The organism is Kribbella sp. NPDC104740, from assembly GCF_055583505.1.
Window position 1 is genome coordinate 871,444 of record NZ_JBVJNV010000002.1, and the last position, 20,055, is coordinate 891,498.

The following is a 20,055-nucleotide window of genomic DNA, read 5'->3' on the forward strand; positions in this document are numbered from 1 at the left end:
AAGTTCGACCAAGCGGGAGTCCATCAGCCAGGAGGTTGCGATGGCGGGCACGGAACTTCCGGCACCGGTGGCGTGGCTCGACGACCGGACCGGGCTGTCCAAGCTCGGCAAGAAGAACCTGCGCAAGGTCTTCCCCGACCACTGGTCGTTCATGCTCGGTGAGATCGCCCTCTACAGCTTCATCATCCTGCTGGTGACCGGCGTCTTCCTGACCCTGTGGTTCAAGCCGTCGATGGCCGAGGTCGAGTACCAGGGCTCGTACAGCCTGCTCAAGGGCCTGCGCATGTCGGAGGCGTACGAGTCGGCGCTGACCATCTCGTTCGACATCCGCGGCGGTCTGCTGATGCGGCAGATCCACCATTGGGCGGCTGTGCTGTTCGTCGCGGCGATGAGCGTGCACCTGCTGCGGGTCTTCTTCACCGGCGCGTTCCGCAAGCCGCGGGAGCTGAACTGGCTGATCGGGATCGCCATGTTGTTCCTCGGCGTGGTCGAGGGGTTCATCGGGTACGGCCTGCCCGACGATCTGCTGTCGGGAACCGGGCTGCGGATCACCGAAGGGCTGGTCCTTGCCTCGCCCGTGATCGGCACCTGGCTGAGCTTCTTCATCTTCGGCGGCGAGTTCCCCGGCGACGACTTCGTGTCGCGGTTCTTCACCGTGCACGTGCTGCTGATCCCCGGTCTCCTGCTCGCCTTGATCACCGTGCACCTGATGCTGGTCGTCTACCACAAGCACACGCAGTTCCCGGGTCCCGGCCGGACCGAGAAGAACGTGGTGGGGTTCCCGTTGCTTCCGGTGTACGCCGCCAAGGCCGGCGGGTTCTTCTTCGTGGTGTTCGGCGTCACCGCGGTGATGGGCGCGCTGCTGCAGATCAACCCGGTCTGGCTGTACGGCCCGTACAACCCGGCCGAGGTGACGGCAGGTTCCCAGCCGGACTGGTACATGGGTTGGCTGGACGGCGCCGTCCGGTTGATGCCCGGCTTCGAGTCCCATTTCTGGGGCGTGACGCTGAGCTGGAACATCCTGCTGCCGGCGCTGATCGTGCCGCCGTTGTTCATCCTGCTCGTCGCGCTGTACCCGTTCATCGAGCAGTGGATCACCGGCGACAAGCGGGAGCACCACCTGCTCGACCGGCCGCGCAACGTCCCGACCCGCACCGGGATCGGCGCCGCGTTGGCGACCTTCTACGGCGTGCTGTGGCTGAACAGCGGCAACGACCTGATCGCGACCCACTTCCACAGCTCGATCAACACGATCACCTGGATCTGCCGGGTCCTGGTGATCTTCGGGCCACCGATCGCCTTCTGGATCACGCGGAGGATCGCCATCTCCTTGCAGCGCGCCGACCGGCAACGACTGCTACACGGTCTGGAGACCGGCGTGATCATCCGCTCGCCGGATGGCGAGTACACCGAGCGGCACGCCCCGATCTCGAAGTACGAGGCGTACGCCTTGAGCGCTCGCGCCCAGGACGTGGTGCTCGACGAGGACCCGGACACTGATCCGAACGGCGTCGCCCGGCCGGGTCGTCGCCTGCATCGCCTTCGGAGGGCACTCTCGCGGTTCTACTTCGCCGACGCGATTCCCGAACTCACCGAGCCGGAGCTTCGCTCCGCCGACTCCCCCAAACAACTGAAGTCGGCCGACCATCGCTGAGTCCGAGCACGGCTGGTAGTGGGGACGATCTGATGATGGCCGTGCAACAGGAAGAAGGAGCAATGGAGCGAGTTGTCCCCAACCCCGGCCAGGAGTCGGTCTGGGACTACCCGAGGCCACCACGGCTCGAACCGTCGACGGAGCGCCTGATCGTCACGTACGGCGGCCGCGCGATCGCCGAGACCTCGCACTCCTGGCGAGTGCTCGAAACCAGCCATCCGCCGACGTACTACCTACCTCGATCCGCCTTCGTCGACGGAAGCCTGCGACCGGCCGCCGGATCGTCGTTCTGCGAATGGAAAGGTTCAGCAGCCTACCTGGACATCATCAACGGCGATCACGTCGCAGAACGTCAGGCCTGGTACTACCCACGCCCCACCGACCCTTTCGCCGCCCTGCGCGACCACGTGGCCCTCTACCCGGGCGCCGTGGATCTGTGCACGGTCGACGGCGAGCCGGTGAAACCGCAACCCGGTGGCTTCTACGGCGGCTGGATCACGTCCCGGATCGTCGGTCCCTTCAAAGGCTCACCCGGGACGAGCTTCTGGTGAGCGACGACCGGGCGACGATCAGGAGCAGACACGTAGAAACCACCTCCCCCGAACCTCCTCTGATCCTGACGCTAGGCCTCGACGAGCACAGCACCGCGATCTTCGACGACCTCCGCCGGCGCCACTTCCCCGCCCACCTCAACCGAGTCGGCGCACACCTCACCCTGTTCCACCAACTCCCAGGCGACCGGCTGGACAACGTCCTGGCGGACCTGCACGAAATCCGCCCCGCGCCGTTCGACCTGATGGTCACCCAACCGCGCCTGCTCGGCTGCGGCGTCGCAATCGATCTCCGCTCCGCGCGACTCACCGTCCTGCACCGGCAACTGGCCGACCGGTGGCAGCCATGGCTCATACCGCAGGACCGGCAACCGTTCCGCCCGCACATCACGGTCCAGAACAAGGTCGACCCAGCTGAAGCCCGGCGCCTGTACTCGGATCTCGCCGAAGTCCAGCACTGGCCGACCGCTCTGGCCACCGGCTGGTCGCTGTGGCGCTACCTGGGCGGCCCCTGGACCGTCGAGGCCCAGGTGCCGTTCGGGACCGGGCTCGCGAACCTGCACAAGTTTCCCGCGACCGACTGACAGCAAACCCCCGCCGGGGCCCAGGTCCGTAGGCCGGCCGGTCGATCCGCCGTCCTACCGGGGCAAGCGGTTCAGCACATCCGCCAGTTGCCTCTCGGTGTCGTTGGCCACCTTCTCGAACACGACCTTGCTCAACGGCGCCGCCGCCTTGGCAAGACCGTTGAACTCGATCTCGTTCGTGTAGGTGATCCGCGACCCGGTCCCGTCAGCGATCACCTCGATGGTCTCGGTCGAGGTGGCGGTGTCGTTCCGTCCCACGAGCACGACCCGGTCGTCGGACAGTTGCTCCAGCGTGTAGGTCAACTCGGTCGACACACCCGCGATCTTGGAGCTGTTGCGCCACGAGGAACCAACCTGAACCGGCCCACTGTCGTTGCGAACGCAACGCTCGGTCCCCGGGTCCCACTCCTCGGCGTTCCCGAAATCCGCCAGATACGGTACGACGACGCCCGGCAGGGCCTCGACTGCGAACGTCCGTGACACGGTGGGCATCTGCTCTCCCTCGACGGAGCTGCTGGGACCGCACCGGTTCCCCTGCAGGCCGTCCCCTACGCAACCCGGCGCTGTGATCTCCGCCGAGTCATCCGCTTCCAGCCAATGGTCCACCCTTCACGATGGTGTCCCCAGGGGCTCGGACCCGGCTTCCGTGAGCACGTCCCTGATGACGGCTGCCGTTTCGGCGGGCCGGGAGTAGAACGGCGAGTGCGAGGTGTCGAGCCGCCGTACGTTTCCGATGCGGGCCGCGAACTTCTCCCGCATCGCGATCGGCAGTCCGGCGTCGCGCTCACCGATCACGTAGGTGCCTGGCGTGGTGTGCCAGGCCGCCTGCGTGAGCGGCTGCCGCATCGATTGCAGCGACTGGGTCCCCAGGCGCTTCGCGGCAGCCGCCGCGTCCTGCGTGGAGAGGTCGTTGTAGAAGACCTCCTCGGCGCCGAGCATCTCGATGTACTGCTCGTCGTGGACCCGCCAGTGCGGCGGGTAGGTGCCGCCGCGGTTGCCGAGCATGGATTCGCCGACGTCGAGCACGAAGGAGTTCAGGTAGACGATGTGCCGTACGGCGTCGACGCCGGCGAGCCCTTCGGTGACGGGCACACCGCCGTAGGAGTGGGCACAGACGACGACCGGGCCGTCGACGGCGAGGACGAGATCCTTGATCGCCTGGGCGTCGTCGTACATGCTGCCGAGCCGGTCGACCGATGGGAGCTGGATGGTGCTGATCTCGACGTCGGGCAGCTGGCCGATGAGCCGGTTCCACATGTCCCTGTGGTGGAAAGCACCGTGGATCAGAACGAGGGTGGGTACGGGCATCGAAGACTCCTTGAACTAGACGGCCGCCGTACGACGGCGCAGCAGGGCGAGACAGGTGAGGGCGCCGGCCAGAGCCGTTGCCGCCGACAACCACCAGGCATCGACGAAGCGGTGCAGCGCGGCCAGGTCGAGCTGCGCGGACCCGACGATGACCACCAGGACCGCCACGCCGAGCGTCAGACCGATCTGCCGGATCATCTGGACGATCGCGCTGCCGGTGGAGGTCTGGTGCCGGGCCAGGCGGCTGGTCGCGGCGCCGACGAGTGTCGGCGTCCACAGGCCGGTGCCGATCCCGCAGAGGATCCAGCCCGGCAGTACGTCGAGGTAGTCCGGCCGCGCGCCCAGCGACGTACCGATCAAGGCGGCGCCGAGGCCGAGGGCGACACCGCCCAGCGCGGCGACCAGGCCGGGCGGCAGCTTCGCGGTGTAACGGCGCAGTGCGAGCGAGCTGACCGAGACCATGATCGGTCCGGGCGAGATCGCCAGACCGGTGCGGACCGCGGACCAGCCCCAGCCTTCCTGCAACCAGAACACCAGTCCGAGCAACTGCAGGCCGAAGGCCAGTGCGAGCAGGAACGTCGCGATGTTGGACCAGGTGAAGGTCCGGTCCCGGAACAGGGCCAGGTCGATGACCGGGGCACTCGCGCGCGCCGACCGCAGGACGGTTGCGGCCAGCGCCACGACAGCTGCGACGAGTGCGCCGACGACCGAGCCGCTCCCCCATCCCCAGCTGGGTCCCTGCACGAGGGCGAGCGTCAGCGCTCCGATCCCGATCATCAGGAAGGCGCCACCGAGCAGGTCCGGACGGCCGGCGTCGGTGTGGTGCCGCGGGTCCGGCGCGGTCCACACCGCCAGCGCGAGCGTGACCAGCACGATCGGCACGTTCACGATGAAGATCCACCGCCACGACGCCTCGACCAGCAGCCAGACGTTCCCGGCCAAGGCCGCGCCCAGACTGCCCGCGCCGAAGACCGCCAGGCCGAAGCAGAAGGTGGCCTTCACGCCGTACCGGTCGGCCAGACGCCCGGCGGGAACCAGCAGCGCCGCGAACACGATCGCGTAGGCGTTCAGGATCCAGCTCAGATCCGCGAGCGAGCTGTGCCGCAGCGCCGCCCCGATCGGGCGCAGCCCGACGTTCACGATGAACACGTCCAGCGTGGTCGTGAACGTGGCCGCGCACAGCACGGCGAGCAGGACCGCCGGCCGCTGCACGCGAGATCGCACCATCAGATACCCCCCGAAACTATGTATGATGGTCTACATAATAACGACCACGGTGACTGCCTCAACCAGCCAACCCGCCCCCGCGGTCGCAGAGAGGAGCCATCACATGCCTTTCGACGAGATCTCACTGCTCCGCGGGAAAGCACCGGAGTGCGTCGAAGCCGAGTCGCTCGCGGCCGGCGCCAAACCGTCGTACAGCACACTCGAGCTGACCTACGCCCTGACCGAGCTGTTCGAACGCCACGACCGCGACCTCGTCCGCCCGATGCTCCGCGACGACCTGGTGGTGACCCTGCCCACCTCCCTGCCGTACGGCGGGGAGTTCACCGGCATCAAGCCGTTCGAGGACCTCTTCGTCGGCCCGCCCGGCGGAGCGGCGGTCTGGGAGTCCTTCGAGATCCACGTCGACCGGATCATCGAGGCCGAACACCACCTGGTCGTCCAGCTCACCAACACCGCCACCCCCAAAGCAACCGGCAAGCCGAAGGTCATCCACAACCTCTGGCTGTTCGAGATCACCGCCGGACGCATCTCGCACGCCCAGCTGTACGCCGACACCGCCGCCGCCTCCAGCACGTGACGCGAATGGAGACGACCGGTCTACTTGTGCTACGGTGCTGACATGACCACCCGGGAGAACGACACCCGCCAGCACATTCTGGATGCGGCCCAGGAGGTCATCGCGCACAGCGGCTACGCCGCATCGGGCCTGACGGTGATCCTCAAGGAAGCCGCTGTTCCCAAGGGATCCTTCTACCACCACTTCCCATCGAAGGACGCCTTCGGGGAAGCGCTGATGAAGAACTACTTCCACAACTACCTCACCACCATGGATCGCATCATCGCCGACACGTCGAAGACGGGCGCCGAGCGGACCATGGAGTACTGGCAGTGGTTCTACGACGTGCAGACCGCGGACGACTGCCAGGGCCAGTGCCTGGTCGTCAAGCTGGCGGCGGAGGTCTCTGACCTGTCGGAAGCGATGCGGCTGCAACTCGCCGAGGGAACATCGCAGATCATGGATCGGCTGGAGAAGCTCCTGACGATGGCCCTCGACGACGGCTCCCTTCCCGCCGATGCTGTCGATGCAACGCCGCGCGAGCTCGCGCTGAGCCAGTACGACGCCTGGCTCGGCGCGAGCGTGCTGACGAAGGTGCAGCGCGCGCCGGAACCCCTCCAGCGCGCCATGGCCGGCACGCGTCGACTGATGAAGCAGTAACCCCCGTCGCTGTGCGTCGGCCCATCGATGATGCACATCCATTTAGAGACGACCGGTCTACTCTGGCGTCGAAGGAGAACGATGAACACTGAGTTGATCTACGCCGACGCCTCGGCCCTCGCCGAGCAGATCCGCACCGGGAAGGTGACCTCGGTCGAGGTCGTCCAGGCGTACCTGGACCGGATCGCTGACATCGACCCGAAGCTGCACGCGATCGTGACGCTGAACGAGAACGCGCTCTCCGAGGCGCAGGCCGCCGATGACGCGCTGGCCGCCGGGGAGGAGGTCGGGCCCTTCCACGGCGTGCCGTTCACGGTGAAGGACTCGATCGACACCGCCGGAATGCTCACCCAGCGCGGTTCACCGATCTTCGCCGGCCGCGTCCCGGACGAGGACGCCACCAGTGTCGCCCGGATGAAGGCGGCCGGCGGCATCCTGCTCGCCAAGACCAACCTGCCCGAGTTCTCCTACGCCTGCGAGAGCGACAACCTGCTGGCCGGTACGACGAACAACCCGTGGAACCTCGAGCGCACCCCGGGCGGGTCCAGCGGCGGCGAGTCGGCGGCGATCGCGGCCGGTCTGAGCCCGATCGGGATCGGCACCGACCTGACGATCTCGGTCCGCGGCCCGGCGTCGCTGACCGGCATCGTGGCGCTCAAGCCGACGTACGGCCGGGTCCCGATGACCGGGATCTGGCCACGCGAACCTCGCCGCGTCTGGCACGTCGGTCCGATGGCGCGGTCGGTCCGCGACGTCGCCCTGGCGTACTCCGTGCTCAACGGCCCGGATGGCCACGACGGCGCGTCGGTCGTTCCGCACGGCTACGACGCCGGAACCGGTACGACGCGGCCGCTGCGCGTCGGGTGGTTCGTCGACTCCGGGCTCGGGCCGGTCGACCCAGAGGTCGCCGAGACCGTCCGGAACGCCGCCAAGGCGCTCGAGGCGGCCGGCGCACACGTCGAGGAGGTGTCGATCCCCGCGCTGCACGCCGACAACCCGCTGGCCCTCTTCTACAAGCAGCACGTCAACGAGCTCAAGCCGGCTGTCGCCGCGGCGACGGCCGGGCACGAGGAGCAGATGTACAAGTACACGAAGGCCCTGCTGGCGACGCCGCTGACTCCGGTCGAGGAGTACGTCGAGGTCGAGCAGGCCTTCGACCGGATCCGCGACGGGTACGCCGAGTACTTCTCCCGGTACGACGCGGTCCTGCTGCCGGTGCTGCCGATCCCGGCGTACCCGCACGGTGCGTCCGAGTTCGTCGTCGACGGCCAGACGGTCGACGCCGGCCACATCCAGTCGTACACGGTCCAGTTCAACGTGACCGGTCTGCCGGCGCTGTCGATGCGCTTCGGGACCAGCTCCGAGGGTCTGCCGATCGGCGTACAGATCACTGCCGCGTGGCATGCCGAGTCGACCGTCCTGCACGTCGGCAGCCTGCTCGAGGAGGCCAGCTCGGTCCGGGACCTGCACCCCGAGATCTGAGGGGCGGGTCCGGCACTCAGGGCGGGTGCCGGACCCGCTACCGCGGACCGAGCAAGGCGGCGACATGCTCGCGGGCGTCTTCGAGCGGGCGCAGGTCGTTCAGGGTCTGCGATCGGCTCACCGCGCCGTCGTACAGCATCGAGATCAAGGTGCCGACCCGGTCGGGGTCCGCGACGCCTGCAGCGGCCGCCAGTTGCTGCAGGCGCTTCTGGAAGGCCTGCTTGTGCAGGACGGCCGCGCGATGCGGCGCGCTGTCCGGTTCCGGGAACTCGGTGGCCGCGGCGACGAAGGGGCAGGCACGGATCGGACCATCGTCGGCGGCCCGGGCGAACAGGGCGAGAATCTGTCCGCGCGCATCCTCGTCCGAACCCAGCTGCTCGGTGAACATCCGCCGGTCGCGTTCCTGGAGGTAGGCGTCGATCAGCTCGGACTTGTCGCGGAAGTGCTTGTACAGCGTGCGTTTCGACACCGGAGCCGCCGCTGCCACCGCTTCCATCTGGGTGGTCACGATCCCCTGGGAACGGAAAAGCCGGGTCGCCGCGACCAGAATCCGTTCTCGCGCCCCGCGACCGGCCGCTGGGTTCGCCCTCTCGGTCATGCCCGAAGTGTACGCCGCCGTTTACCTGCCGCAGCAGTATCGCTATGGTCTAGGTAAACGACTCCGTTTACCTAGACGAGGCCAAGATCATCGACACCAACCAGCGTCTCCCACTGAACCTCTTCGGCATGCCGCTCGGCATGGCGGGACTCGGCGGCGCCTGGTCCGCGGCCGCGACCGCGGTACAGGCACCCGTTTGGGCCCGCGGAGATCTTCTTCGGTGTCAGCGACGTGCTCTGGCTGACCTTCGTGATCGCCTACCTTCGCGGAGGTCTGCGAACGCGCGGCGCGTTCGGTGACGACTTGCGGCATCCGCTGAGCGGACCGTTCGCGTCCGTGATCCCCCTCGTCGCCGTACTGCTGTCCGCGCACTACACGGCGTACGACTTCACGGTGTTCGCCTGGATCTGCGGCGCCGCGATCGTGGCGCTCGCAGTCGTCGTCGCCCAGCTGATCGCCCATTGGCTCAGCGGCGCCGTGGACCTGCGGACGATCCATCCCGGGTACTACATCCCCGCGGTCGCCGGGCCCTTCATCGCGAGCATCGGGCTGTCCACCATCGGTCTGCCGTCGCTGGCTGTCGCCGCCATCGGCGCGGGACTGTTCTTCTGGGTCGCGATGACCGCGATCGTCACCGTCCGGATGCTCGTCGGCGAACGGCTGCCCAACGCACTGCGGCCCGCGATGACCGCATTCGTCGCCGGCACCTCGACCGCCAACCTCGCCTGGATCATCGCCCACCCAGGACGCGTGGACCAGGCGCAGGAGCTGATGACCGGGATCCTCGTGCTGATGCTCCTGGTGCAGGGCGCACTGATCGGCGAGTACCGCACGCTCACCTTCAGCGGCGGCTGGTGGATCTTCACCTTCCCACTCGCATCGACCGCCAACTACGCCATCCGCTGGTTCCACGCAGTACGCCCGCCTGGCTGGCAGACGTACGCCTGGGCTGCACTGGGAGGCACCACCGTGTTCATCCTCTTCGTTGCCGTACGCACCATCGAGACATCTGTTCACGCTCGTGCATCGCGGAACCGACTCTCACCGCGGTGAGCTGTTCGACCTCGATCCGTTGCTCCCACGGGTACTCGCTGGGCGAGCCCGCCGCGTCGCGTGAGGGCGCGACGCGACGGGCGGCTGGTGGGTCAGGCGGGAGGGTCGAAGACGCTGACCCGTGAGGTCCGCCGGGCTTCGAAGCCCATCCGCTCGTAGAGACCGATGGCGCCGGCATTCGTCGCGGCGACGTGCAGGAACGGCCGCTCACCCAGGGCGCGGATGCCGTCGATCACGCGTTCCATCAGGGCCCGGGCCAGGCCGCGTCCCCGGTGGTCCTCATGAGTGCAGACCGCACTGATCTCGGTCCAGCCGTCGGGTCGCAGCCGTTCGCCGGCCATCGCGACGAGAGCGCCGTGGTCCCGGACTCCGAAGTACCCACCGAGTCGATGGGTGCGGGCGGCGTACGGGCCGGGCTTGGTGCGTTGCGCCAGGCCGAGCATCTCCGGGGCGTCGCCGTCGTCGAGCCGTACGATCTTCACCGCTGGCTGCTCGACGGTGCCGCCCGCGTTCGGTCCGGTCATCTGGACGACCGTCAGTTCACGGAGCAGCGTCCAGGTCCGCGGCGGCGCGGGCGGGTCGATGAGGGTGACGGGGTCGTCTCCGGCGAGCTCACGCAGTACTGCCCAGTCCTCAGCCGTGGCGTCGGCCGGGATCGCCATGAACGGCGAGATGTCGGCCGGGTAGCGGGCGACCCGACCGGACCGCACGGCCAGCTGGTGATGCGCGCCTGCCAACGACCGCAGTACGGGGTTGTCGATCACCGGGTCATCAGTTCGGCGGTGCGGCGACGAACGGCTGGTGCCATGACTGCGTTCCTCCATCCCTCCATGCTATATCTACTAACATACATAGTATCCATCACCGCTGACCTTGACCCCACTCGGCGGCAAGGTCAGCGAACAGTCTTCTCGTAGGCCAGCAGCGAGCTCTTCACCGAGTCCCACGGGCTTGTACTGCGGAACGCTCGAGCGGTGATCATGGCGCCTTCCATGCCCGCGATCACCGCGTCCGCAAGGCTGCGGGCGGAGGCGCGATCGATGCCGAAGGCCACGAAGTGGAAGGCCACCCGGTCGACCATTTCGGTGAGTCCACGCCGGCTCGTCTCGGCAACCTCCGCGAGGTCGTGCGGCCCCTCGGTGACCAGCGGCGCCAAGCCGCAACCTCGCGAGAAATCGCTGGCCAGCATGCCGTCCCGGCCGGCGTCGACGTACAGCCCGATCAACTCGGCCGCCGATGACGACTCGGCCGCGAACTCGTCGATCATCCGTACCTGTTCATGAGCATGAGAAGCGGCCGCCTCGACAGCCAACTGCGCCTTGCCACCGGGAAAGTGGAAGTACACCGACCCCTTCGGTGCCCCACTGCGCTCCAGGACGTCCGAGATCGCCGTCGCGTTCAGCCCGCGCTCACGAATCAGTCCTCGCGCCGCGTCGATCATCTTCCGCCGGGCATCACTTCTTCGTGGCATGGCGGTTCTCCTCGCAGGTATATATTTTGGCCTACATAATACCTGGAGAGTGCACACCGGTTCTCGGCTAGTGATCGAGAGCGGATCCGCGCCGGTCGGTGTCGCCGGCCCAGAACACCCCGATCCGATCGGCCTCGGCATCCCATTGCCGGCGGCCTGCCTCACAAGCAGGCGCCTCGAGCCCGGGGTTGAGGAGGTCACGACCGCCATCAGTGAGGCCGAGGAACAGCTCATCCGGCGCTACGACTTCCACGCCGATCCCCCGACGTCGTACGGAGTCGATCTCCTCAGCAAGTGCGGCCGCGCGCCTCGAGGTCCCGCCGACCGAGTGGCAACTGATGACCAGCACGCGATCCCCGTGTGCGGCGACGTCCACATTCAACGAACTTCGTACGCCGCCGTCGATGTAGCGATCCGCACCGATCGTGATCGGTGGCCACACGCCGGGCAGTGCCGAGCTGGCCGCCAGCGCCTGCTGCAGCGACGCTCCTGAGGACTCGTCGAGGAGCGCCAGACGGCCCGTGGCAACGCTGACCGCCGCGGCTTTGAACCGCGGCGGCCACGGAACTCCGCGCATCGCGGCGACATTCGGCCGTTCCATCGCCGCCGTCTCGTCGGGCGTCTCCGCCTCGACAGCGGCCAGTCCGATGCGGCGACGAGCTTCGTCCGGATCGCTGGAGGTGGCAGCGCGGCCGATCATCGCCATGATCACGGCATCAGGCCGCGAAGGCGATCCGCCTGCCGGCGAAGCGCTCGGACCCGGAAGGACAGCACGCAGGTCGCGCCCGAGAGCAAGCTCGGCGCCGACGATCGCGCCGGCTGACGTCCCGACGATCAGATCTGCCGCGCCGAGGTCGAGCCCACCCTCGATCGCGGCACCGAGCAGTCCGGTCTGCCAAGCCCGACCAACAGGCCCTCCACCACCCAGCACCAAACTCCTCGACACCCGGTGCGTCGCCTCGGTCATCGGCCTGATCATCCGGCCCCAGTCATCACGAGGACCACCGTAAGCAGGAACTCATCTTTTGTAAACGCTATCGTTTACACTCACCGAAGACCAAGCGACAGTGCTCGGTGCTGACCAGAAGGATTGTGGGGACTCGGATGCCGACCGGTGAGTGGACCTTGGCCAACGACGACTACGGCTCACCGCAGCGGCCTCGGAGGCGCAGCCGGTTGGTCATCGGCTTGGTGGGGCTGGCGTTCGTAGCGCTTGTCGCAGTGCTCTACTACACCGGCGCGCCGGTCGGAGGCGCGCCGTCTCTCGGGCCGACCAACTACAGCACCAACGTCAACTGTGAGGTCAACACGGTCGGAGCGCAGGGCACGGTGACCATCAACGGCACGATCACCGGGGATGCGTCCAAGTACCTGGTCACCGTCGAGGTCCTGGATGCCGCCTCTCAGCAGAGGATCGGCGGGCAGACCTTCGAGGTTCGCGACACGACCACCTTCGGGGGTACGACCGTCGCCGAAGCAGCGATCGGCCCGGACGGGATCGACTGCAAGATCTCGAAGGTGGAATAGGCCCGGTCAGCTACCGAGGCAACGGGTAGCGACCAGTCGCACGATGCCGCTCGGCGCAGTGCGTCTCGGCGCACTCGCCGCTTGCGGCCGAGCGTCGGGTCCCGATGCGCACGATCAGGGCAATGAGCTCGGGCCCAGCTACTCAAGCCACGTAGACGATGCCCGAGCCGTCCAGTCGGCAACGGAACTCGATTCGCGGGTCTACACCTGAGCCACAGAAAAGATCAGCGGCCGAGCAACCGGTTGAGCCAACTCCCAGCCCGGCGCTCGGACTCCGGGTGGCCCGCGCACCACTCGCCGGCCGGAACTACCGCCTTGACCTGTGCGACGTGCTGCCCGCAACCGGCCCAGGTGGTCTTCGCGCAGGTCTTGCAGGTGACTGGTCGGCACATGATGAGCCCCTTCCGCGCCGGTACAAACCAAAGGCGACACGATCACTCGTGTCGCCTTCTCAGAAGCTGGTGTCCGAGGGGGGACACGCACCTTAACCACACGCTTGGATCTCGCACGATGAGACGAGCAAGTTTGCAGGCATTGCGTCTATCGCCACCGGCTGCGTTGACCGAACCGCGCTACCCTCTATCCCCGCCGCTCACTCCTGCGTAGGGGTTAGATCGCGGCGAAGCTTCTGCAGGGACTTACGTTCAGCCTCGCGGACGAAATCGTCACCCGGCTGGAGGTCACCAGCCCTCCGCATCCAAGCCGCCTTCAGGTCATCGGGCTGCACTCGAGCGGGCGATCTGCTCGCGAAGGCGTTCTGCGGTGGTCTCCGCCCATTGTCTCAGCACGACGGGTTCGGTGTCTTTGACACGCTCCACGAACACCTCCAGTTCGGCCTCAAGCTCTGCGGCGTCTTCTTCGATCCATCGTCCGACGACTAGTGAGCCGGTCAGCATGGCGGTGACGTCGGCATCGTCGCCGAATCTCGTGATGAGGAATCGTGCGACTGGTCCGATCTCCGTACGGAGATCAGTGACCGCGGCTAAGGCTCTCGCCTTCTCGACATCGTCACCTACCCAGGCTCCCGCCGTCTCTACGCCGGTAGCTTCACCGAGCCAGCGCCCGGCTGCGCGAACATAATGATGGGTTTTCGCTGCCACTCCGTTCATCAACCGCAGCCAGGCATCGGGTTGGGTGGCAGCCACACAGGTCGGCAGGAGCTTGCGATCGGCAGGGCCCAAGACTCCGACCTGGAAGCGGCCAGCTTCGATCAGTTCGACCAGCAGGTCGGCGAGTGCGCCAGGTTGCTTGGTCATCTGTCGCGCTGCGAGTCGGTTCCAGTCCCATTCGTCCTTATAGAGCTTCGGGAACTGCCGGCACTGTGCCACCAGACGGGCGACCAGCGGGTCGACGGTCTCGATCCAGGGACGGCGTGCGTAGAGCATTTGGTGAACGCAGTCGACGACGGCGTTGTAGTCGTCCTGGGTGTTGATCCGGGGCAGCCAGTCGTCGAGAAGCGCCTTCAAATCTTCGATGCTGACCTTCCAGGCGATGAGGATTCGTGCACCGTTACCAGGTTCGAGATCGGCGCTGAGCTTGAGTGCTCGATTCGCCGCCGTCCGGCTGTGTGGACCCCGCACTGTCATATGCAGGCGGCGTTCGTTGTCGAGCGCAGCGCCTGCTCGGGCGTCGAGGAAGCGATCGTGAGCGCCGGGTCGACTCTGTTCCAAGGCGTAGAGGTACCCCATTAGTGGGGTCGGGTCTATTTGCGCGAGCGCGGTGATCGCGGCTTCGACTGTCTCGTCTTCACCAGTAACTTCGCCGAGGAGCTGACCGATCGCAAAAGAGCCTCGTGGGCGCCTCTGCAGGATGCTGAGCAGGAGGCCGACGCGGCCGGCGTGGTCGATGGTTTCGACGGCTTCCCTAAATTGGGGGTAGTAGTGCCGGCCGTCTACGTCGTGCGATGTGTTGATGTCGGCCAGGTAGTCGACGGTCTCTTCTGCGGTGGGCGCCGGCAGGCTGGTCGCAAGGTTTTCGAGGTTATCGATGATGCGCTTGTTGTCGCTGTCACGGTGCAGGAAGCGCAGTTCGGAGATGGCCGAGCGTATTGGTCGAAGTTGGGTCGGCGGCAGCTCTGCGAGGGATTGGGCGAGGCTGATGTTGAGAACATCGTTCTCCAGCAACTCTGCGATTGACTGTGCCAGACAGATCGCGGCTGAGTTGGCAGTCGCCGGGTCCACGTCGTTGGCAAGCGCGCCGAGAATGGAGATGGCTTCGGCTTTATAGTCCCAGGCTGCACCCCAGGTGGAGGGCATTCCGCGACTCTCGATCAGCATGGTTCCCTGGCTATGTAGGGAGCCGAAGGCTGTTTCGTCTGGCTGTATCGCTCGGCTCGCTGCGAGGACAGTGAGACGGCGATCCCTTACGTCGGCGGAGCTCTGGGTTGACCGCAAATATTTGATGCGGGCCTCTGGAGCCGCCGCCGTGGTAGGCAGGATCGTACCGAAGAGGTCTGTGAAGGTGGTGATGGCGGGGTCTTCGGTGCCCAGGTCCTCCAGGCCTACGATGGCGGGGCTGGGGTTGTTGGGATCGTCGATAGGAGCCGTTCGCGCGATCCGGCGGATCAGGTCCGTCGCACGTCTGAATGTGCTGCTGCTCCACGCCAGGCGGTCGAGCGCGTCCCGCGCGGCGCTCCACTGCTGGAACAGGTCAAGCAGCTCTTTATCGGGGCTGGCATTCACCTCCTGCTCCACGAGGTCGCAGACGGCGTCAGGGGCGATCGCGGCTAGGTTGGACAGCAAAGGCCCGTATTCGTGGGGACCATTGGGTCGCAAGTCGTCGAGCAGCGCCTCGGAACCGACTATGTGCCTGACTGCGGCATCGGTCACGTCGGAGGAACCGAGCTCAGCGACGCGCTGGATCAGGTCATCGAGTAGGTCGCTACTGGCCGTTGGCAACAAGTCGTTCAAAATCTCGGTCGACAAGGTCTCCCACGCACGGCGGGCTAAATGCACTGCCAGAGGATGCGGCGTGACTCTGCAAATGCGGAAGCCGGGGCGAGCGGCCGACGTGACGCTTGAGACCAACCCGAGATCCTCCAGGTGGGCGAGGGCCCTTCTCAGCTCGACCTCGGTGACCGGCAGCGCGGACGCGAGTTCGCGCAGGGTGCTTGCCTCTCCACCGATCGCAACGTGAGGAACGAGCCCGACGACGTAGTAGGCCAGGCGGTTGCTGCCCTTGGGAAGGTCGGCGGTGATGTAGGTCTCGATAATGTCTTGGTTGATCAGCTCACCGACCGTGGCCTTCGGGTTCTGGCTGAGGGCGTCCGCGAGGACCTGCGCCAGCCGGGGGTTCCCAGCCGAGGCCGTGGTCGCGAAGTCTCGGTGCTCTGCAGAGAGGTTCGGTCGCGCAGTCTTGATGACGCCGGCGACAGCCTGGTCCTCTAGCACGTCGATCACCAACGGTTCGGAGCGCCCCCTGTATCCCGTGGGATGTCCAATGGTGATGAGCCGGACCGGCGACTCCACTGTCAGCATGCTGGCGAGTTGGTCGTGCTGACGGGCCTCACATTCGTCGATAACCAAGATGGTCGGCCGCTGCTGAATCTGGAGCTGGTGGAATAATCCTTCCGGGGCTGAGCTGTAGGCGGGAAGGTAGGCAACGAGCTTTCCGGAGGGATGGTTGCGGAGTGCCTCGAGCACTGCACGGGTCTTGCCGATACCGCTGACCCCCTCCAGGCGCAGATCAGGAACGTGGCGGGTGGTCACGAACGCCTCGAGCTGGGTTGCTAGCTCCGCGCGCGACGTTGAGGTCTGCCATGTGTTGCTGAGTCGTCCGGCGCGGCTCCACTGATCAAGCGGCATCGCGAAATTTCCGATCCCGCCCAGCAGAGTTGACACCGCCAGGGAGGGGTGTTCTTCGACCCAGGAAGCCAACACATCGGCCGGGACGACCTCGAACATTCCGGGAACGACTTTGATCCCCTTGCTTGCCGCCGCCTCCTCCAGCGCTTTGCGGCGACTGGTCACCTTGGCAGTCGTCAAGTCTGCGCCCAGAACGAGGCGGTAGGAGCCGCCGGCGCGTACGGTCTCAAGAGCCGCTGACGGTTGTTTCAGACCAGGTCGGAGCAGCTCCTTCTTACAGGCTGCCGGCTCCAGGTCTCCCGCTTTGAACTGCCAGGCGCTGTCGCCGGCCGGAATATAGCGGGTCTTGACGGCTCCGCGGATGCCAGCGTCGATGCCCAGGTCGCCGATGTTCTCGCGATATGTCGTGCTCAGCTGCCAGCCATCCAGTCCTGCCGCGGCGGCTTCAGCATCCAGCAGCGCGTTGACGAACGGCACGAAGCTGGCGCCGAGCGCCTCCACCTGGTGAGTCGCCACCGAAAATGGGCCGCCGAAGTCACGCTCCGCCACTGTCGTCCCTTCCGTTGAGCACACGTGCACGGCCCTCAGGACGAACCGCGTCCCAGCGTAACGCCGGTGATCGAGAAGTGTCCCGTGGCAGTGCGAACGCCGGGATCAGCTTCACCAAGATATCGGCCGGACGAACGACGGCCAGCCGGTCGAGTAGGAGGTCCTCAAGGCGTAGGTACTCGCAGCCCTCGGCCGGCTGGTACCGCTAGGAGGGCTGACGCCGCGCAATCGCCGAGAGGCATCTTCTTAGAAGTCCGGACTGGCCAAGCTGAACTGGCGCGCGAGGAGAAGACCGACGATGCGTGCCATCGGAACGCTCGGTCTGTGTCGCTGGCCCACCCGTGCGTACCGAGGCCTCAGACTGTCGTTGTGAGGATCGCGGTTCGAAGTACTCTTGCTGGGGCACTCGGCGGTTTGCTCGTGGTGTCTGCCGCCGTCGCTTTGCTCGTCATGGCAACCAGCTCGGATCCTGTGGATGCTGCTCAGGTCCTAGGCACAATCATGGCCGCGATCACCCTGACAGCTGGCGGCTGTGCAGTCCTGTGGCGATGGGGCTGGGCCTCATACTCGCGCAGAAGGGCGAGCATCGCTCAGCTAACGATCGGAAGCCGTCGCGGTGTTCCGCCACGCCTCAGTGAGGCAGAACTGGCACATCTGGGAGTGCGGAGTGTGCGTGACAGCCTCGGAGCACCCCAGCCGCACCTTCCATACACAACGCGGCACGACCTCGACATGCAACTCGAACAAGCCATGCGGAAGAGCCGATTCATTCTGATACATGGCCCATCGGCAGCTGGGAAGTCTCGATCCGCTGCCGAAGCTGCGCGTCGAGTAGCCGGGCACCGCAGAGTGCTCATACCAGATCCACACCCGGACGCCCTACGTAGCCTGTTGTCTGTCGGCGCCGTGAACGAAGACGTGGTGGTCTGGCTGAGCGATCTTGAGAAGCACATCGCGGCTGGCGTGGATTCGCAGGTTCTCGAACGCGTTCTCGACGTCACAGGCGTGACAGTCGTATCCACCATACGGGATGGCGAGTACGAACGAATCGCCCCACAAGGTGAGCTGAGGCCGCAAGGGCGAGATGTTCTTGAACTCGCGATCAGGTACGGGGGGTTGGTTAGATTCACGGACTGGGACGAGAGGGATCGTGACAACGCGGCCAAACGCTTGGCGTGGCTCCGGCCGGACATCGCCGCTGCACTGGAGAGAGGCCAAGGACTCGGCGCCTACCTCATCGCCGGAGCGGAACTTCTCGAGCGGATGGAGTCGGGCCTTCCACCCGCGAGCGGCATAGCTGTAGTTCGTGCAGCTGGCGACTGGTTCCGTGCCGGGATGACTCGGCCGGTTCCCCTGGAGCTCGTTCGCAGACTCTATCCCACCTATCTACCACCTGACGACGCCACACTTTTGACCGGCTTCGAATCTGGCCTCAGGTGGGCGTGTGAGCCGATCTCGGGAGTTCGCGCCGTAACCCGGCTAACCAACCAAAGCGGACTCATTGTTCATGATTACGTCCTGGACCACTGGGCGCGGCTCCCTCCGGCGAGGATCCCGGACGTAACCTGGGAAGCGATTGCTGAGGAACTGCACGCTAGCGCCGACGAATTGAACACAGTCGGGGTGACCGCAGCTGAGGTCCACCACGATGCTCCCACCGCTGAGCGGATCTTCCGTCGAGCTGCTGCGATCGGCAATCCAAGCGCACTGTTCAATCTCGGTGTGGAACGACTGAGACTCGGTGACAAAGCCGAGGCCGAGCACCTGTTCCGCGCCGCGGCCGGATACGGCATGACCAATGCCATGACCAACCTCGGACTCATTCTGGACGAGCAGTCGAGACACTCAGAGGCCGAGCATTGGCTACGGACCGCAGCAGATCTCGACAGCTCAGCTGCGATGTATAACCTCGGCTTGATTCTCGAAGAGCGAGGTATCCGAGATGATGCTGAGCGTTGGTATCGCGCGGCCGCCGCCCGCGGCGAGGCCGAGGCGATGGCGAACCTCGGCGCGCTGCTTGGGGAGCAGGACGATCTTGCAGGTGCCGAACAATGGTTCCGGGCGGCCGCTGCCAACGGTGTCGTACAAGCCATGGTGAACCTGGGCGTCCTGCTGCTTAGGCGCGAGAATGCTAAAGAGGCAGAACATTGGTTCCGCTCCGCGGCCGAGCTAGGCGACTTCGATGGGATGAATAGCCTTGGCGTACGGCTGAGTGAACGCGGAGACGAATCGGGCGCCGAGGTGTGGTACCGGTCGGCCGCAGAGCGCGGCGACGGAAGAGCGATGACGAACCTCGGCGTCCAGGAGTACCGGCTAGGCAATCTCTCGGATGCTGAACGGTGGTTCCGCGCAGCTTCTGATCTGGGTGATCCCCAGGCAACGATAAACCTCAGGGAGTTGCTTGATGGAACTCATGGCACCGACAGCAACGACGGCTGAATCGCGCCCAGTCGTTTGTGGATGCATGCCGGGCCGTAGCTCCTACATGCACGTCGGGGCTCGCATCTGCGATGCTCCTTCGCGCGGAGCGCAAAATTGGCGTCCGTACGCATCTAGTGCGTGCAACACCCTTCTCTCCCCCGGGCCACCTATCCAAGCGCGGACAGCGTGCCTGCACCGCCTCGCCTGGCCAGCGAAGTATCGGCCGACATCGAACCAGGCGCTCGATAAAGGGCCTGCCCGTAATTTCGAAGGTCGGGACTTCACACTTGCCAACTGGGTGTCCTCGTGAGCGTCCGGAACTCCTCCCGCTGGCACGAGCGTCCCTCACACGCAGCAGGGTGTGAGCTGACCGACCTGTGCACGGCAGGTACTCAGCGTCGGACCGGGGAGCGAAGGCGGAGCGAACCGCACACTCGGTGCGTACTGCGGCGGCACGGCGTTCGTGGTGGTCTCTTGGCTTGTCCATTGGTCTTGATGGGTCTGGCGTGGACTGTGGTGGCTGCGGCTGTCGTTGCCGGACGATGCGACCGCGCGGCGGAGCGAGCCGTCCTCGTGCAGCGCGGCCAGCAGCTGAAGAGCATGGTCGACCG

General features: G+C 66.1%; 18 protein-coding genes. 9 read left to right on the forward strand and 9 right to left on the reverse strand.

Annotated features, from left to right (window positions below):
• Window positions 1-40: 40 nt before the first annotated feature.
• The 3 genes from qcrB to ACZ6Z4_RS13685 all read left to right on the forward strand — a co-directional run bounded on the left by qcrB (window position 41) and on the right by ACZ6Z4_RS13685 (window position 2,789).
• Entirely contained in the window at window positions 41-1,654 is a 1,614-nt protein-coding gene (qcrB, locus tag ACZ6Z4_RS13675) for a cytochrome bc1 complex cytochrome b subunit (protein ID WP_465562510.1), read from the forward strand.
• 62 nt (window positions 1,655-1,716) lie between these two features.
• On the forward strand, window positions 1,717-2,205 hold the full coding sequence (locus ACZ6Z4_RS13680) for a DUF427 domain-containing protein (RefSeq protein ID WP_465562512.1): 489 nt from the start codon (window positions 1,717-1,719) through the stop codon (window positions 2,203-2,205).
• Window positions 2,202-2,789: a 2'-5' RNA ligase family protein gene (locus ACZ6Z4_RS13685; RefSeq protein WP_465562514.1), complete on the forward strand. Its 588-nt coding sequence runs from the start codon at window positions 2,202-2,204 to the stop codon at window positions 2,787-2,789. Before ACZ6Z4_RS13680 ends, ACZ6Z4_RS13685 begins: the two co-directional genes overlap by 4 nt.
• A gap of 54 nt (window positions 2,790-2,843) precedes the next feature.
• Here ACZ6Z4_RS13685 and ACZ6Z4_RS13690 read toward each other — a convergent pair whose 3' ends face one another.
• From ACZ6Z4_RS13690 to ACZ6Z4_RS13700, 3 genes are all read right to left on the reverse strand, one after another.
• Entirely contained in the window at window positions 2,844-3,281 is a 438-nt protein-coding gene (locus ACZ6Z4_RS13690; RefSeq protein WP_465562516.1) for an SRPBCC family protein, read from the reverse strand.
• 117 nt (window positions 3,282-3,398) lie between these two features.
• Complete coding sequence (locus tag ACZ6Z4_RS13695; protein ID WP_465562518.1) at window positions 3,399-4,097, reverse strand: alpha/beta fold hydrolase; 699 nt, start codon at window positions 4,095-4,097, stop codon at window positions 3,399-3,401.
• A 15-nt stretch (window positions 4,098-4,112) separates the two neighbouring features.
• Entirely contained in the window at window positions 4,113-5,324 is a 1,212-nt protein-coding gene (locus ACZ6Z4_RS13700; RefSeq protein WP_465562520.1) for an MFS transporter, read from the reverse strand.
• A gap of 103 nt (window positions 5,325-5,427) precedes the next feature.
• On the opposite strand from ACZ6Z4_RS13700, the gene ACZ6Z4_RS13705 reads away from it, so the two are divergent.
• The 3 genes from ACZ6Z4_RS13705 to ACZ6Z4_RS13715 all read left to right on the forward strand — a co-directional run bounded on the left by ACZ6Z4_RS13705 (window position 5,428) and on the right by ACZ6Z4_RS13715 (window position 8,022).
• Window positions 5,428-5,901: a nuclear transport factor 2 family protein gene (locus tag ACZ6Z4_RS13705; RefSeq protein ID WP_465562522.1), complete on the forward strand. Its 474-nt coding sequence runs from the start codon at window positions 5,428-5,430 to the stop codon at window positions 5,899-5,901.
• A gap of 42 nt (window positions 5,902-5,943) precedes the next feature.
• Window positions 5,944-6,540, forward strand: a complete 597-nt coding sequence (locus ACZ6Z4_RS13710) for a TetR/AcrR family transcriptional regulator (protein WP_465562523.1) — start codon at window positions 5,944-5,946, stop codon at window positions 6,538-6,540.
• 81 nt (window positions 6,541-6,621) lie between these two features.
• The gene (locus ACZ6Z4_RS13715; RefSeq protein ID WP_465562525.1) at window positions 6,622-8,022 is read left to right on the forward strand and encodes an amidase; all 1,401 of its coding nucleotides are present in this window, start codon (window positions 6,622-6,624) and stop codon (window positions 8,020-8,022) included.
• Window positions 8,023-8,059: 37 nt separating this feature from the next.
• Here ACZ6Z4_RS13715 and ACZ6Z4_RS13720 read toward each other — a convergent pair whose 3' ends face one another.
• Window positions 8,060-8,620 (reverse strand): TetR/AcrR family transcriptional regulator, encoded by a 561-nt coding sequence (locus tag ACZ6Z4_RS13720; RefSeq protein WP_465562527.1) that lies wholly within the window; start codon window positions 8,618-8,620, stop codon window positions 8,060-8,062.
• Between the two features lie 210 nt (window positions 8,621-8,830).
• On the opposite strand from ACZ6Z4_RS13720, the gene ACZ6Z4_RS13725 reads away from it, so the two are divergent.
• Complete coding sequence (locus ACZ6Z4_RS13725; RefSeq protein ID WP_465563772.1) at window positions 8,831-9,673, forward strand: SLAC1 family transporter; 843 nt, start codon at window positions 8,831-8,833, stop codon at window positions 9,671-9,673.
• 92 nt (window positions 9,674-9,765) lie between these two features.
• Here ACZ6Z4_RS13725 and ACZ6Z4_RS13730 read toward each other — a convergent pair whose 3' ends face one another.
• The 3 genes from ACZ6Z4_RS13730 to ACZ6Z4_RS13740 form a co-directional block, all read right to left on the reverse strand.
• On the reverse strand, window positions 9,766-10,497 hold the full coding sequence (locus ACZ6Z4_RS13730) for a GNAT family N-acetyltransferase (RefSeq protein ID WP_465562529.1): 732 nt from the start codon (window positions 10,495-10,497) through the stop codon (window positions 9,766-9,768).
• A gap of 71 nt (window positions 10,498-10,568) precedes the next feature.
• Window positions 10,569-11,144, reverse strand: a complete 576-nt coding sequence (locus ACZ6Z4_RS13735; protein WP_465562531.1) for a TetR/AcrR family transcriptional regulator — start codon at window positions 11,142-11,144, stop codon at window positions 10,569-10,571.
• Window positions 11,145-11,211: 67 nt separating this feature from the next.
• Window positions 11,212-12,123 (reverse strand): patatin-like phospholipase family protein, encoded by a 912-nt coding sequence (locus tag ACZ6Z4_RS13740; RefSeq protein ID WP_465562533.1) that lies wholly within the window; start codon window positions 12,121-12,123, stop codon window positions 11,212-11,214.
• 125 nt (window positions 12,124-12,248) lie between these two features.
• On the opposite strand from ACZ6Z4_RS13740, the gene ACZ6Z4_RS13745 reads away from it, so the two are divergent.
• The gene (locus ACZ6Z4_RS13745; RefSeq protein ID WP_465562535.1) at window positions 12,249-12,671 is read left to right on the forward strand and encodes a hypothetical protein; all 423 of its coding nucleotides are present in this window, start codon (window positions 12,249-12,251) and stop codon (window positions 12,669-12,671) included.
• A gap of 224 nt (window positions 12,672-12,895) precedes the next feature.
• Here ACZ6Z4_RS13745 and ACZ6Z4_RS13750 read toward each other — a convergent pair whose 3' ends face one another.
• Complete coding sequence (locus tag ACZ6Z4_RS13750; protein ID WP_465562536.1) at window positions 12,896-13,063, reverse strand: hypothetical protein; 168 nt, start codon at window positions 13,061-13,063, stop codon at window positions 12,896-12,898.
• 321 nt (window positions 13,064-13,384) lie between these two features.
• A complete protein-coding gene (locus ACZ6Z4_RS13755; RefSeq protein ID WP_465562538.1) occupies window positions 13,385-17,023 on the reverse strand; it encodes a hypothetical protein in 3,639 nt (1,212 codons plus the stop codon).
• A gap of 906 nt (window positions 17,024-17,929) precedes the next feature.
• Here ACZ6Z4_RS13755 and ACZ6Z4_RS13760 point away from each other — a divergent pair.
• A complete protein-coding gene (locus ACZ6Z4_RS13760) occupies window positions 17,930-19,462 on the forward strand; it encodes a tetratricopeptide repeat protein (RefSeq protein WP_465562540.1) in 1,533 nt (510 codons plus the stop codon).
• Window positions 19,463-20,055: the final 593 nt, after the last annotated feature.

Excerpts from the sequence above, each read along its gene's own strand:
- qcrB (WP_465562510.1), top strand. The coding sequence starts at position 41 with ATGGCGGGCACGGAACTTCCGGCACCGGTGGCGTGGCTCGACGACCGG.
- ACZ6Z4_RS13680 (WP_465562512.1), top strand. The coding sequence starts at position 1,717 with ATGGAGCGAGTTGTCCCCAACCCCGGCCAGGAGTCGGTCTGGGACTAC.
- ACZ6Z4_RS13690 (WP_465562516.1), bottom strand. The coding sequence starts at position 3,281 with ATGCCCACCGTGTCACGGACGTTCGCAGTCGAGGCCCTGCCGGGCGTC.
- ACZ6Z4_RS13695 (WP_465562518.1), bottom strand. The coding sequence starts at position 4,097 with ATGCCCGTACCCACCCTCGTTCTGATCCACGGTGCTTTCCACCACAGG.
- ACZ6Z4_RS13700 (WP_465562520.1), bottom strand. The coding sequence starts at position 5,324 with ATGGTGCGATCTCGCGTGCAGCGGCCGGCGGTCCTGCTCGCCGTGCTG.
- ACZ6Z4_RS13705 (WP_465562522.1), top strand. The coding sequence starts at position 5,428 with ATGCCTTTCGACGAGATCTCACTGCTCCGCGGGAAAGCACCGGAGTGC.
- ACZ6Z4_RS13710 (WP_465562523.1), top strand. The coding sequence starts at position 5,944 with ATGACCACCCGGGAGAACGACACCCGCCAGCACATTCTGGATGCGGCC.
- ACZ6Z4_RS13715 (WP_465562525.1), top strand. The coding sequence starts at position 6,622 with ATGAACACTGAGTTGATCTACGCCGACGCCTCGGCCCTCGCCGAGCAG.
- ACZ6Z4_RS13720 (WP_465562527.1), bottom strand. The coding sequence starts at position 8,620 with ATGACCGAGAGGGCGAACCCAGCGGCCGGTCGCGGGGCGCGAGAACGG.
- ACZ6Z4_RS13730 (WP_465562529.1), bottom strand. The coding sequence starts at position 10,497 with ATGGAGGAACGCAGTCATGGCACCAGCCGTTCGTCGCCGCACCGCCGA.
- ACZ6Z4_RS13735 (WP_465562531.1), bottom strand. The coding sequence starts at position 11,144 with ATGCCACGAAGAAGTGATGCCCGGCGGAAGATGATCGACGCGGCGCGA.
- ACZ6Z4_RS13740 (WP_465562533.1), bottom strand. The coding sequence starts at position 12,123 with ATGATCAGGCCGATGACCGAGGCGACGCACCGGGTGTCGAGGAGTTTG.
- ACZ6Z4_RS13745 (WP_465562535.1), top strand. The coding sequence starts at position 12,249 with ATGCCGACCGGTGAGTGGACCTTGGCCAACGACGACTACGGCTCACCG.
- ACZ6Z4_RS13750 (WP_465562536.1), bottom strand. The coding sequence starts at position 13,063 with ATGTGCCGACCAGTCACCTGCAAGACCTGCGCGAAGACCACCTGGGCC.